Below are 12,490 nucleotides of genomic sequence, written 5' to 3'. Positions count from 1 at the left end.
CTTATCGCACCGTGGCGTGGATTTCGCGGTGCTCGGTTACGAGCGGCTTGTTGTTTCCATCCACAATGACGACGATCGGCTCATGCACCGCCGCTTCTTCTCTGGACAGCATGGCATAAGAAATGATAATGACAGAGTCTCCAGGCTGGACCAGCCTTGCAGCAGCACCATTCAAGCAGATCACGCCGCTTCCGCGCTCCCCTTTAATGACATAGGTTTCCAGACGGGCTCCATTATTGTTATTTACAATTTGAACCTTCTCATTTTCCAGCAAATCCGCGGTGTCCATCAAATCCTCGTCGATCGTAATGCTGCCGACATAATTCAGATTGGCTTCTGTGACCGTGGCGCGGTGAATTTTGGATTTCATCATCGTTCTGAACATCAGTTATACACCTGCTTTCGGTTGGTAAAGTACATTATCAATCAAGCGCGTCTTTCCGAATTTCACAGCTACTGCCAATATAACCGTCTCTGACAGACTGGATAATGTCGCATCGTCACTTACAGCCTGAAGCTGTGGGAAGAGCAGCACTTCAGCGTAATCAATCTGGGCCAAAGGGGCTTTGCTAATGACAGACCGCAGGTGCTCCTGCACCTCAGGAGCCGTCCTCAGGGAACCTTTTGTAATGCCTTCCAGCGCGGTACTAAGGGCCTGTGACAGCGATAAAGCCTGCCTCCGCTCTTCCGGGCTGAGATATACATTTCTCGAGCTCATCGCAAGTCCGTCCTGCTCCCTAACAATGGGGCAGGGGATAACCTGGACCTCCAGATTCAGATCCGTCACCATCTGCTGAATCACCGCCACCTGCTGGGCATCCTTCATTCCGAAATAGGCATAATGCGGCTTTACGATATTAAACAGCTTGTTGACTACCGTTGTCACACCGTCAAAATGACCGGGGCGCGAAGCCCCGCACAGTAATGTGGTCAGCTCGCTCACCGCCACCTTCGTCTTGACTGGCTGTGGATACATCTCCTCCATGGTGGGCAGGAAGGCGATATCCACACCCTTTTCTTCGGCAATATGAAGGTCGCGTGCTTCATCCCGAGGATACGTCTCGAAGTCCTCCCCCGGTCCAAACTGGATCGGGTTCACAAATATGCTAAGCACGACGGTGCCGCATTCCATTCTTGCCCGCTCCAGCAGGCTGCCATGGCCCTCGTGCAAATATCCCATCGTGGGCACAAAGCCGATCGGTCCCATCCCTTTGGAAGTGACTCTCGACAGCTCAGTGCGAAGCGCTTGAATGGTACGAATGATCTGCATCAGCTGTTCACCTTATCCTTTTCCCGGGTGGCGCCGTAAAGCGTCATCTCTACAGCCTTCTCTGCTGCCGCCTTGCCGCCAAAGACATGCTCTTCTGCCGGAAAAGACCGATTCTTGACCTCTTGAACATACCGTGACAGCCCTTCCGTAATGACCGCACCAATGTCAGCATAATTCTTGACGAACTTTTTACTGCGGTAGTCTGACGTATACTTGAGCACATCATGATAGACGAGCACCTGTCCGTCACAGCCGCGCCCTGCACCAATACCGATGGTCGGAATGCTCAGCTCCTGACTGATAGCGGCTGCTGCTTCTTCCGTCACGAGCTCCAGCACAATGGCAAATGCGCCTGCCGCCTCCAGTGCCTTGGCATCCTTCATCAGACGAGCTCTGTCCTGCTCATCCTTGCCCTGCACCCGATAGCCGCCAATCTGATTCACCGCCTGCGGTGTCAAGCCGATATGTCCCAGCACGGGCACTCCGGCGCGGACTACGTGCTGAACGGTGTCTGCGATTTCCGCTCCGCCCTCCATTTTGACAGCATGGGCATGTCCTTCCTGCATCAGCCGGCGCACCTGGTCAAACGTATGATCAAGACTGCCGTGATACGTCAAGAACGGGAGATCCGCGACGATAAAGGTATGCTCAGCGCCCCGGGCTACTGCGCGGGTATGATACACCATATCCTCGATCGTGACCGGGATGGTGGAGTCGTAGCCCAGCACCACGTTGCCCAGAGAATCTCCAACAAGAATCATATCGACCCCGGCCTTCTCCGCCAGCTGTGCCGAAGGGTAATCGTATGCGGTGAGCATACTGATCGGGGTTTGGTCCTGCTTCATATTTTTAATTTTAATGATGTTTAAGGGTGTTTTGCCTGCCATGTGACACCATGCCTCCTTCAAATGACTTTGTGTGAAAACACAACAAAAAAACCTTGTTTAGCAGTACAGCTAAAAAGGTCCGATAGGCAAAAAAGAGTCACTTGCGATCGTCCCTTCTGTCTCGGTCCTTTCGGCTCAGAGCAGAATCCACAGATCTGTCCATGCAGTATGTTATTTGCTTGTATTGCTTCAATCTATATCCATCTTCAAAAGTGCAGTTCCGAGCAGCCCCGGATACCGCCTTTGGTTATGAGTATACCAAAAATAAAATGATTTCACTACCCCTTCTGCACGGGGCTAATACGGATATCACCGGAAAAAACCGGATAGTGACTGCCGTCGCTTTTCTCAATCAGCAACGCACCTGAAGGATGAAGGCCTACCGCCTTGCCTGTCGTGACCCCGGCAGGAGACTGAACGCTGACTTCGCGGTTTAATGTAATGGAGGAGGCTTCCCAAAGGCTTGCGATGGGTTGAAAACCGTCACGGTTATAGATTTTGTAGAGCTCCTCCAATTCATGCAGCACCGAAAGAATCAAATCATTCCTGTCTACCGCTCTGCCGCTCTCTTCTTTCAGCGAGGTGGCAATAGGCTGCAGCTCTTCCGGGTAGCTCTCCTTGGAAATATTCGCACTGATTCCAAGCCCGGCAATGCAGTAGCTGACACGATCATCCTCAGCCTTGGACTCCAGCAGGATGCCGCATATTTTTTTGTCGTTAATTAGAAGATCATTCGGCCACTTAATGCCCGCTTCCAGTCCGGTCGTATTCCGGATACCTCTTTGAACAGCGACACCGCAGAGGAGGGTCAGCTGCTGCACCAGATGCAGCGGCTGCGACGGCCGCAGGATGATGCTCATCCAGACGCCTTTCCCATATGGAGAAAAGAAGGATTTTCCCATTCGTCCGCGTCCTCCTGTCTGTTCCTCAGCCAGGACCACCGTACCTTCAGGAGCACCCTCTTCCGCCAGTCTTCTTGCGTCCTCCTGCGTGGAAGGCGTCGTTGATAAAATATGCAGCTCTCTGCCCATGCTTCCTTGTAGAAGTGTCTTCAGCTTCTCCTGCTCAAGCGGCATCGGCAGATCCGTAATCCGGTAGCCCAGACGCGGCAGAGCTTCAAACTCATAGCCCGCCTGTCTCAGCTTGTTAATCTGCTTCCATACCGCTGTCCGGCTGATCGACAGCCTGCGGCTGATTTCTTCTCCGGACAGAAATTGCTCCGGCTGCTCCAGAAACATATCCAGCAAAGACTCTTTCTTAAATTCCTTCATCGATAATCACCCGCTTTGCTTCTTCAATAAGTAAGGTTGTGTCATTGCCGACCTGTCCGGATGCTGCCAGCAGCAGCAGATGACTGAGCAGCGGCTTCATCCAGGGGCCGCCGCGGCGGCCCACTGCAGACAGCAGCCCGTCACCGGTCAAGGCGAGCTCTCTCAGGCTCTTGACCGGCATGCCGCTCAGCCAGGCTCTCGCCTGCGGAATGTCTACTGCTGGAGTACCGCCCGCTGTCTGAACAGCCTGCTGCAGCTCTAGCCACAGAGCGGCAATAGGCTCTCCCGCAATCAATACACAGCGAATCCATAATAACCGTGCCTGCTCTGATGTAAGGCCTTCGCTGTTCTCGGTCCAGGCCTCCTGTAGCTGCAGCAGCTTTTTTATAAGCTCCATCCGGCGGTTGGAGAAGGTCCATTGCCGCAGCAAGGGGGTCGAGGATGGAATACGGCAGCCTAGAAGGAGAAGGGCGTAACGAACGTCCACCTGCTCCGGGCTACTCATCCCCACCGCAGGAATTGCAGAGATATAAGCAGACTGATGGCCACTGTACGGAAAAGGCATTTTCACATGTTCGTACAGCCGCCCTTCCCGAATCAGCTCTAGACCGCGCAGCGGATCGGGACCGGACATCAGCTTATCCAGCTCGGTTCGAATTCGTTCCATCGCAACCCACCCCAGGGTTGATCTCTGTTCCAGCAGTGCTGCCCAAGTGTCTTTAGCGATCATAAATCCAAAATTGGAAGCAAACCGGATACAGCGGATCATGCGCAGGGCATCTTCTTGAAACCGGACCTTTGGATCTCCGACACAACGAATCAGCCTGTCATCAATGTCGCTCCTTCCTCCGAAGGGATCGACAAAGCGTCCATCCATGGCGAGTGCCATTGCATTCATGGTAAAGTCACGCCGCCGCAAATCCTTTTCAATATCATCGACAAACTCCACCTCGGACGGGCGGCGATGATCCTCATAGCCTTTTTCAATGCGGTATGTCGTAACCTCGTAAGCGTGTCCATGCATAAGTACGGTAACGGTGCCGTGCTTCATCCCCGTAGGAATGACCTTCTCGAATAGTGACAGCGTCACTTCGGGCAGCGCATTGGTCGTAATATCCATATCATTCACTGTCCGGCCCATATACTCGTCCCTGACGCAGCCGCCCACCCAGAACGCCTCATGTCCTTCGCCCTGCAGAATCGAAATCACTTGGGCACTGCCATCTGCCAAATCCTTATCCGCATGCTTCCAGATTGTATTGTTATGAAGTTCTGCCATGGCACCCCTGTTCCTCTCGATACAAACAGCAAAAAGCTGAAGAACCATGCCCTGCTAGCACACAGGAGATGGATCCTCCGCTTTCTGCCCTAATACCCGGTAATAAATTTCCTCATATTTGCTGCGAATTTTCTCATTGCAAAATTCCGTTTTGGCACGCTTCAGACAAGCGGCCTTCAGACGCTCGGCAAGCGCGTCATTTCTGAGCAGCTCCATCGCGTATCCGGCCATGGCATGACTATCACCAATCGGTGCCAGGAATCCGGTCTCTCCATGGGTAACCAACTCCGGAATGCCTCCAGCAGTAGAGCCAATCGTTGGTACTCCACAAGCCATCGCCTCCAGCGCGACCAGTCCGAAGCTTTCCTTCTCGGAAGGCAGCAGCAATACGTCCGCCATAGACAGCACATGTGCAATTTCATCCTGTTTGCCCAGAAAATGCACATCGTCCGCAAGACCCAGCTCCTGGATTCTGCACTGAATCTTCGGCAGATCCGGTCCTTCGCCGACCAGCAGCAGCTTCGCAGGCAGCTCCCCACGAACCCGGGCAAATATATCGACCACATCCTGTACCCGCTTCACCGGACGGAAGTTCGAGATGTGCATCAGCACTTTCTCATGGGGCTGTGCATAATCCCGGCGCAGCGAAGCCGAGTCCTTCGGGTAATAGACCCGGGGATCCACAAAGTTATAGGTCAGGTCAATCTCCCGGGAGATATCCAGCACCGAGCGCGTCTCCGCAATCAAATCCTGGGACACGGCTGTCACCGCGTCACTTTCGTTAATGGCCAGCCGAATGAGATCCTTCAAGGATTCGTCCTGCGCCAGCACTGTAATATCTGTTCCATGCAGTGTCGTGACCACCTTCAATCGGTCACCAACCATCTGCTTGGCCAAAAAAGCACATACCGCATGCGGCACCGCATAGTGGACATGCATCACGTCCAGCTGCTGCATATTTGCCACTTGCGCCATCTTGGTCGCAAGAGACAAATCATATGGTGGATAGCGGAACACATAATAGTCGTTCACTTCAACTTCATGATAGAAAATATTTTTATGAAAAGCTCCCAGGCGAAAAGGAATGCTGTGGGCAATAAAGTGCACCTGATGCCCTTGCTCTGCCAGCAGCTTTCCCAGCTCCGTTGCCACAACCCCGGAGCCTCCAAGGGAGGGATAACAGGTGATGCCGATCTTGAGCGGCTTTTGTTTCACGGGATCAACCTCCTTCACGCACACTATGTACTTATGTTTATGCTTTCATGGTGTCAAACAGATGAACGGGAATCGGCGTCTTGGAGGCAAAGCCTTCTGCATAGGGAATCAAGCTGCGCTGTCCCAGCAAAGAATCGCGAGCCCGTACACGTTCAATATACCCTTCCGTGAGCGGTGTTGATACGGAGTCGGGATTGCCTTTTTCAAATTGGGACTGATAGCAGGATAGTGCCTTTATCTTATGGTCATAGTATTCAGTGATATCTACAATCATATCCGCCTTGCCCAAATCATTAATGAAATAGTAATAGAGCTGCTTCACATGGACGGGCGGAAGATCCGGCATGTACCGTCTCAGCTTGGCATTGAACACCGCTTCTTCTACCAGCCGGCAGCAGGCCACATGATCCGGATGACGATCCTCCCAGTACGGCGCAAACACGACAGAAGGCTGATAGGTGCGAATAACCTCAACAATTGGCGCAATATGCTCTGGCGTTATGAAAAGGCCTCGATCGGGCAGATCCAGGTTGCAGCGCAGACTCAATTCCAGCGAACGTGCAGCCGACTCCGCTTCGGTAAGCCTCAGCTCTACGGTTCCATTGGAGGACATCTCCGCCTTTGTCAGATCACAAATTCCCACCGCATAACCCGCAGTGGTATGCTTCGCAATTGTGCCGGCCATCCCAATCTCGGCGTCATCAGAGTGCGCGCCAAAGACCAGAATATCCAGCTTGAGCGGCTCTGTCATCACTGATCTACACCCGGCTTGTACTTGTGTACCAGCTCGCGCCAGCCTAGATCGCCCCGGTCAAGAGCCTTGACCAGCACCTCGGCGGTTGCAATATTCGTAGCTAACGGAATCCCGTATACATCACACAAACGAAGCAGTGCATTTATGTCCGGTTCATGCGGCTGAGCCATTAATGGATCCCGCAGAAAAATAATTAGATCCATCTCGTTCTGCGCTACCATAGCGCCGATCTGCTGATCTCCCCCGAGCGGACCGGAGGCAAATCGTTCGATCTGGAGTGAGGTTTGTTCCATGATTCTCGTGCCGGTAGTCCCGGTGGAGAACAGCTTGTGGTCCTCGAACACACTTTCATAAGCAAGCACGAAGTTAACCATTTCCTCTTTCTTCCGGTCGTGGGCGATAAAAGCGATATTCATCATATGGTTTCTCCTCTTCTCTCTACTCAATAAAATGATCGAAGCCGTAAATCATCCCTGTATATTCCATAACCTTCTGTACCGCCATTTTTACGCCAGGCATGTAGCCTGCGCGCTCGTAGGAGTCATGGCGAATTTTCAGGCTTTGTCCGAAGCCCCCGAAAATAACCTCCTGCTGGGCAAATACGCCAGGCAGGCGGACACTGTGGATTCTGAAGCCATTGTAATAGCCGCCGCGTGCGCCCTCAATGACTTCCTCCTCGCTCGGATTGCCTTGTCTCAGCTCCTCCCGGTTCGCTGCAATCAGCTCCGCGGTTTTGATAGAGGTGCCGGAAGGGGCATCCAGCTTCTGGTCTCCGTGCGTTTCAATAATTTCGACATGCGGCAAATATTTCGCAGCTTGGGCTGCAAATTTCATCATCAGGATAGCGCCGATGGAAAAGTTAGGAGCGATCAGGCCGCCGATCCCCTTGCTCTGACACTGCTTGTCCAGATCTTCAATCTGCTCCGGTGTAAACCCGGTCGTTCCCATCACAGGCCTTACACCGTGCTTAATGGCCAGCGCAGTGTTACCATAAGCCGACTGCGGATTGGTGAAATCCACCATGACATCCGGCTTGCTCTCTACAAGCGCCAGCTCGAGATCCGAGGTTACGATAACTCCGCATGGCGGCAGGCCCACCAGCGAAGCGGCATCCTTGCCGCTATCGCTCATTCCAACGGCACAGGCAAGCTCCAGCTCCTCATCTTGCAATACCAGCTTCACAACTTCCTTGCCCATACGGCCGCCTGCACCGATCACGGCCACTCTGATTAGGTTAGACATTGTATTCCCTCCGATGTTGTTATGAATCATGCATATATAGCTTCAAACGCTTTTTAAGTTCTTCCATTAATTGCTGCAGACTGCTTTCCTGCGGATATAGCCCAATGACATCCTTCAAGGCTGCCATGGCCAAGGCATGCTCATTCAGCTCACTGTAAACCATGGCAAGCCATACATACGCTTCCGGATCCAGCGGGTCCAGTGACACCGCCTGCTTCAACTGCTGGACCGCCTGATACAGCGCTGTGGAAGTATATTGTTCCGGCTGCTCCAGCAGCTTCCGGGCCCCCTGCACCAGCGTCCGGGCTTGCAAATGCTGAAGATGCAGCACATAAGCAGACTGGTCCGGCTGCAAGGCCGATGCTTTCTCCGCATGCAGCACAGCCTGCTCCAGGTATCCGCTGCGACCGTACGTGATCGAGCAGCGGTAATGCACTTCTGCGTCCCCCGGGTTCGCCTGCAAAGCCTGTTCAAACCAGCGAATCGCCTCTTCAAAATCGTTCTGCAGGATGCAGCGGTAGGCATTTTGAATATATGGGTTATTGTTCAATGGCTGTTCCTCCCCTGCGTTCAGGTTTGGTACAGCATATGTAAATAGAGCCTAATCGGTGTTTATTCGAGTCCACCGGTCTTTATCGCGCGTATTAAATTTGTGCATGACCTTATCATGCGCCGCAGCCAAGTCAATCCCCTGCGCATTGGCAAAGCAAATGGCAATAAACAAGATATCACCCAGCTCCATCTCAATGGAGTTCTCTTCTTCATCCGCCTTTTTCGGCTTCTCTCCAAAGCGGTGGTTCACTTCCCGTGCAAGCTCCCCGACTTCTTCTGTCATTCGGGCCATCATGGATAAGGGACTGAAATATCCTTCCTTAAACTGAGAGATGTACCGGTCCACTTCGCGCTGCATCTCAGCCATAGACTTCTCCAAGCACTTACCCCTTTCCCACGCCAGCATATGACATGCCGTTATTCGCGGCCGCTTTTCTAAAATTCATCGACAGCATATGCGGCAACGTTTTAAACCTATGTTATCGTAAAGACGATTTGAAAACAAATTATTTTTTATTATCCCTCTAATTTGGCATACTATGGAGAGCAGCGGGAGAAATGACGAAGAAACACTTATTCTATACGGGATGTGAGGGATTGCTGTGACGGTAGCCAAGCTGTTAATTCATCTGAAAGCGGTCATTCCAATCCTGGCAGGTACCGCTGTCTATGCCTTCGGACTGCTGTACTTTATCATACCAAACGAGCTGATGGAGGGCGGCGTAACGGGGATTACCGTGCTGTTAAATTATGCTTTCGGTGTATCGCCTTCCCTTTCCACCATCATCATCAATGTGCCTATCTTCCTGCTCGGAATGAAAATATTAGGAGGACAGCAATCCATCTACACCGGAATTGGCATTGTTTCACTGACTTTTTTTCTCTGGATTCTGGAGGTGGCCATTCATTCCGGCTGGATTGTCCCTTTCCGAACAGAACAAGATTACATTCTAGCTTCTTTGTATGCAGGTGTGACTCTCGGCGCCGGGCTTGGCATTGTGTTTCGGTTCGGAGGAACGACCGGCGGCTCGGATATCATCGCAAGAATTTTAAACCGTAAATTTGGCTTCAGCATGGGACAGGTCATTCTCGGCCTGGATATCCTCATCATCGGTGTGTCCATTCTTTACATTCCGCTAGCCAAAATCCTGTATACGCTCGTCACGGTATTCATTGCCTCACGAGTCATTGATTTTATTCAAGAAGGCGCCTATGCCGCTAAAGCCTTCACCATAATCAGCGATCAATCTCCCGCGATCGCGGATAAGATCACTTCCGAGCTGGACCGCGGGGTGACCCTGATTCCAGTCGTTGGCGGCTATTCCAGAGAGGCCCGTCAGATGGCCTACTGTGTCGTGTCCAGACAGGAAATCCGGCGATTAAACAGCATTGCGAAGTCTCTGGATCCCAGAGCTTTTATCATTGTCAGCGATGTTCATGATGTGCATGGCGAAGGATTTAAAGAAGAAGACTAGCCCTGGAATCAGGGCTAGTCTTCAGGAAGGTTGCTGCTATATTTAGGGAGACCAAGGGCGGTAGCCATCATGGGCTCCTTTATATTTACGGTACCCCGCAAAAGTTAACACCGCCAAAATAAAGGCCGGCAATAACAGCTGACCCAGCCAAGGCCCACGGGCTTCTCCCAATGGAGCCAGAACGGGCTCATCCTTCTTTTTCCCAAAGAGCAGATTTAGCAGTTCATCTCCCTGGGCGGCAGCCTTCTTGGCCTCTGAATAGGTAGCATTGGATACGGCACCTTTGGCGAAGGAAAGCCAGGAATCCATCATGGATACCTCTTCCGGCTTGCGCTGAACGATAACGGCAGGCCGGATGAGCTCATAATGATCATGAAGACGGGTGAACGCTGCCTTCATCCCCGGCCTGTCCTGCTTGGCGGCGCTAATCTCTACCTGCTGCAGATCCTCTCGGAGCACCTTGTAATATTGAAGCCAGATCCCGTCCTTGGGATGAGTCAGGCTATCTGCGGCCAGCCTCAGCTTACCTGCAGCAATCATCCATTGTTCCGGCTCCAGCTGAGCTCTGGCGGTAGTTTCCTTCATCTCCACAATGGTTTCAGCTAAGGCCTGAATACCCTCCACAGTGGTCAGTCCCTGAAAGGAAGAAGCTTCGAATTGCTGCTGCACCTTGCGCAGGGATTGCTTGACTTCTTCTACCTTTCCCTCCTGCACCAGCTTGTAAAGCTGCTCTGTTTCTTTAACCAAAGCCTCAGCCTGCAGTTTAGCCGCCGGCGCCGGCTTCTGATTGCTGCCTGAGTGACTGCCCCAGACTGTCGACACTCCCCAGAGACTCCATATGGCCAGGAAAACAGCTAGCATGATGCCGCTGTGAGTCATTTTGGAAATCATAGGACATCCCTCCTGAAGCTATGGATATGCTGCAGGCGGAATTTATAGAACATAGGTTTATCGTCCAGACATCATATCACGAGGTGCACGGCCGGCTGCCCGCATGGCCCACCAGGCTAAAGCACCGCTAAAGAGCGTCAAGCTGAAGGTGAACACCTCTACAGCAATCAGATCGTCATTTAACACAGAAGGAAGCCAAGGGAAGACCATAAACGAATAATCAATCATATCATTCAGCAGTGTATACGTGATCGCAGCAATTAATGCCGGGCTTTGGAGATGAAATAAACGCACGTACAGGAGCACCTCTATCGCCATGGCTGAATGAGACGCTACTAACATCCAGTCCTGCCACACCAGCTCATTGCCCTGCGCTGCGCCTGCAAAGATCATGACACAGGCCCATATGCCATATTTAATAGAGGTTACGACGGCAAGAGCTTGTATCAGTGGCTGCAGGAGAATGCCTGCCATTCTCTTTGGCGGATACAGCAGCAGGATGAGTGCAAGGCAAAAAAACAAGCTCGCAGTGGGACTATCCGGGACAAATGGTAGCTGCCACCATGGACGGAATTCCGCTGTATAATGAAGCTGTGCTCCGTACCAAATGTATCCATAGATTGTACCGAGGCCGTTACAGATCAGCAGCAGCCATAGAAACCATGACTTTGCCAGAAACTCACGGCTCCAGAAATACTTGATGTTCAAGCTTACACTACCTCCTCTACAAAAAAACCTGATCGCAGAATACGATCAGGTTTATTGTGGCTTAACTTACTTATTCTGATTCAGCCTTCTGACTTGCCAGCCAGGTCGCAAGCTGATCCAGCTCTTCGTCCGTTACCTGCGACCTCATGGATGGCATTTCTCCACGGCCGTTAACAATAACTTCAGAAATTTCTTCCTTGCTCAGTCGGTCACCTACGCCCAGAAGTGCAGGAGCGTTGCCCTGACCCTTCAGATCGGCAGCATGACATGCAATGCAGGTTGCTTTCTTGTAAATCTCCATCGCTGGATTATCTTTATCCACGATCGCAATGGTCTCCTCTTCCGCTTGCTTTGCATTAGAAGTCGGAAGACCCTGCTCATGCTTCGCATGGGCTTCTTCTTCACGAAGAATATGCTCTGCCTTTGTGCCCTGCTTCTCCAGCTCATGCGCGTAATGTGTCCAGGCAGCGTTGGTCAGGTAGATAACAGCCGCCAGTGACAGAAACATCAGAGTGGAAGCGATCGGCCGCTTGTAGAACCGGCGTTCTTTGCCGGTGTCCAGGAACGGTGCCAGCAGCAATGCGCCAAATGCCACACCGCTGACGCCGAGAGTACCCAGTACAACATAATCTCCGGAAGCATATGGAAGCTTCAGGTATTCATACAGAAAGAGAAAGTACCAGTCCGGCATCGGAATAACCGATGCTCCCGGATCTGCCGGGTAGCCCAGAGGTGCTGGCTCCGAGATTGTCAGAACCAGAAAGCCTACGAGCACGACAACCCCTACCATCCACTCCTTCAGAAGGAAGTTAGGTATAAAGGCTTCCGACTTTCCCGGATACGCCGTGTAATCGGGCGGGGTAATAAACCCGGCACCCTTCTTGACGCGGGAATCACCCACGAATACAACTTTTTCATCAGGCTTGAAACCGTGTGCCATAAGTAT

Annotated in this window: 15 protein-coding genes; 1 reads left to right on the top strand and 14 read right to left on the bottom strand. The window is 52.1% G+C overall.

Going from position 1 to position 12,490, the window contains the following annotated elements; all coding sequences use genetic code 11:
* Window position 1 precedes the first annotated feature (1 nt).
* From panD to ACH6EH_RS00760, 11 genes are all read right to left on the bottom strand, one after another.
* A complete protein-coding gene (gene panD / locus ACH6EH_RS00810; protein ID WP_138225601.1) occupies window positions 2-385 on the bottom strand; it encodes an aspartate 1-decarboxylase in 384 nt (127 codons plus the stop codon).
* A gap of 3 nt (window positions 386-388) precedes the next feature.
* The gene (gene panC, locus ACH6EH_RS00805) at window positions 389-1,270 is read right to left on the bottom strand and encodes a pantoate--beta-alanine ligase (protein WP_208202843.1); all 882 of its coding nucleotides are present in this window, start codon (window positions 1,268-1,270) and stop codon (window positions 389-391) included.
* Complete coding sequence (gene panB / locus ACH6EH_RS00800; protein WP_397330717.1) at window positions 1,270-2,157, bottom strand: 3-methyl-2-oxobutanoate hydroxymethyltransferase; 888 nt, start codon at window positions 2,155-2,157, stop codon at window positions 1,270-1,272. Before panB ends, panC begins: the two co-directional genes overlap by 1 nt.
* 278 nt (window positions 2,158-2,435) lie before the next feature.
* Window positions 2,436-3,428 carry a biotin--[acetyl-CoA-carboxylase] ligase gene (locus ACH6EH_RS00795; RefSeq protein WP_397330716.1) on the bottom strand — a complete coding sequence of 331 codons (993 nt, stop codon included), beginning with the start codon at window positions 3,426-3,428 and terminating at the stop codon, window positions 2,436-2,438.
* Window positions 3,415-4,707, bottom strand: coding sequence for a CCA tRNA nucleotidyltransferase (locus ACH6EH_RS00790; protein ID WP_397330715.1), 1,293 nt, complete (start codon window positions 4,705-4,707; stop codon window positions 3,415-3,417). Before ACH6EH_RS00790 ends, ACH6EH_RS00795 begins: the two co-directional genes overlap by 14 nt.
* Before the next feature lie 54 nt (window positions 4,708-4,761).
* A complete protein-coding gene (gene bshA, locus ACH6EH_RS00785) occupies window positions 4,762-5,922 on the bottom strand; it encodes an N-acetyl-alpha-D-glucosaminyl L-malate synthase BshA (RefSeq protein WP_138225596.1) in 1,161 nt (386 codons plus the stop codon).
* Between the two features lie 37 nt (window positions 5,923-5,959).
* The gene (bshB1, locus tag ACH6EH_RS00780) at window positions 5,960-6,673 is read right to left on the bottom strand and encodes a bacillithiol biosynthesis deacetylase BshB1 (RefSeq protein ID WP_397330714.1); all 714 of its coding nucleotides are present in this window, start codon (window positions 6,671-6,673) and stop codon (window positions 5,960-5,962) included.
* Window positions 6,673-7,095, bottom strand: coding sequence for a methylglyoxal synthase (gene mgsA / locus ACH6EH_RS00775; protein ID WP_175415255.1), 423 nt, complete (start codon window positions 7,093-7,095; stop codon window positions 6,673-6,675). Before mgsA ends, bshB1 begins: the two co-directional genes overlap by 1 nt.
* A 19-nt stretch (window positions 7,096-7,114) precedes the next feature.
* On the bottom strand, window positions 7,115-7,918 hold the full coding sequence (dapB, locus tag ACH6EH_RS00770) for a 4-hydroxy-tetrahydrodipicolinate reductase (RefSeq protein WP_397330713.1): 804 nt from the start codon (window positions 7,916-7,918) through the stop codon (window positions 7,115-7,117).
* 19 nt (window positions 7,919-7,937) lie between these two features.
* The gene (locus ACH6EH_RS00765) at window positions 7,938-8,468 is read right to left on the bottom strand and encodes a tetratricopeptide repeat protein (RefSeq protein ID WP_397330712.1); all 531 of its coding nucleotides are present in this window, start codon (window positions 8,466-8,468) and stop codon (window positions 7,938-7,940) included.
* Window positions 8,469-8,519: 51 nt separating this feature from the next.
* A complete protein-coding gene (locus tag ACH6EH_RS00760; protein WP_397330711.1) occupies window positions 8,520-8,837 on the bottom strand; it encodes a nucleotide pyrophosphohydrolase in 318 nt (105 codons plus the stop codon).
* 235 nt (window positions 8,838-9,072) lie between these two features.
* Here ACH6EH_RS00760 and ACH6EH_RS00755 point away from each other — a divergent pair, with 235 nt between their 5' ends.
* The gene (locus tag ACH6EH_RS00755; RefSeq protein ID WP_397330710.1) at window positions 9,073-9,945 is read left to right on the top strand and encodes a YitT family protein; all 873 of its coding nucleotides are present in this window, start codon (window positions 9,073-9,075) and stop codon (window positions 9,943-9,945) included.
* Between the two features lie 42 nt (window positions 9,946-9,987).
* Here ACH6EH_RS00755 and ACH6EH_RS00750 read toward each other — a convergent pair whose 3' ends face one another.
* The 3 genes from ACH6EH_RS00750 to ACH6EH_RS00740 all read right to left on the bottom strand — a co-directional run bounded on the left by ACH6EH_RS00750 (window position 9,988) and on the right by ACH6EH_RS00740 (window position 12,484).
* Window positions 9,988-10,836 carry a sporulation protein YpjB gene (locus tag ACH6EH_RS00750; RefSeq protein ID WP_397330709.1) on the bottom strand — a complete coding sequence of 283 codons (849 nt, stop codon included), beginning with the start codon at window positions 10,834-10,836 and terminating at the stop codon, window positions 9,988-9,990.
* Window positions 10,837-10,893: 57 nt separating this feature from the next.
* Window positions 10,894-11,544, bottom strand: a complete 651-nt coding sequence (locus tag ACH6EH_RS00745; RefSeq protein ID WP_397330708.1) for a DUF1405 domain-containing protein — start codon at window positions 11,542-11,544, stop codon at window positions 10,894-10,896.
* 70 nt (window positions 11,545-11,614) lie between these two features.
* Window positions 11,615-12,484, bottom strand: a complete 870-nt coding sequence (locus tag ACH6EH_RS00740) for a menaquinol-cytochrome c reductase cytochrome b/c subunit (protein WP_208202851.1) — start codon at window positions 12,482-12,484, stop codon at window positions 11,615-11,617.
* Window positions 12,485-12,490: the final 6 nt, after the last annotated feature.

Source organism: Paenibacillus sp. JSM ZJ436, from assembly GCF_044383795.1.
Lineage (GTDB): Bacteria > Bacillota > Bacilli > Paenibacillales > Paenibacillaceae > Paenibacillus_AQ > Paenibacillus_AQ algicola.
This window is presented reverse-complemented; position numbering and strand designations above follow the sequence as displayed.

Bases quoted from the DNA above. Each gene is read 5' to 3' on its own strand.
- mgsA (WP_175415255.1), bottom strand. From the start codon at position 7,095: ATGATGAATATCGCTTTTATCGCCCACGACCGGAAGAAAGAGGAAATG.
- dapB (WP_397330713.1), bottom strand. From the start codon at position 7,918: ATGTCTAACCTAATCAGAGTGGCCGTGATCGGTGCAGGCGGCCGTATG.
- panB (WP_397330717.1), bottom strand. From the start codon at position 2,157: ATGGCAGGCAAAACACCCTTAAACATCATTAAAATTAAAAATATGAAG.
- ACH6EH_RS00750 (WP_397330709.1), bottom strand. From the start codon at position 10,836: ATGATTTCCAAAATGACTCACAGCGGCATCATGCTAGCTGTTTTCCTG.
- panC (WP_208202843.1), bottom strand. From the start codon at position 1,270: ATGCAGATCATTCGTACCATTCAAGCGCTTCGCACTGAGCTGTCGAGA.
- panD (WP_138225601.1), bottom strand. From the start codon at position 385: ATGTTCAGAACGATGATGAAATCCAAAATTCACCGCGCCACGGTCACA.
- ACH6EH_RS00760 (WP_397330711.1), bottom strand. From the start codon at position 8,837: ATGGCTGAGATGCAGCGCGAAGTGGACCGGTACATCTCTCAGTTTAAG.
- ACH6EH_RS00790 (WP_397330715.1), bottom strand. From the start codon at position 4,707: ATGGCAGAACTTCATAACAATACAATCTGGAAGCATGCGGATAAGGAT.
- ACH6EH_RS00795 (WP_397330716.1), bottom strand. From the start codon at position 3,428: ATGAAGGAATTTAAGAAAGAGTCTTTGCTGGATATGTTTCTGGAGCAG.
- bshB1 (WP_397330714.1), bottom strand. From the start codon at position 6,673: ATGACAGAGCCGCTCAAGCTGGATATTCTGGTCTTTGGCGCGCACTCT.
- ACH6EH_RS00740 (WP_208202851.1), bottom strand. From the start codon at position 12,484: ATGGCACACGGTTTCAAGCCTGATGAAAAAGTTGTATTCGTGGGTGAT.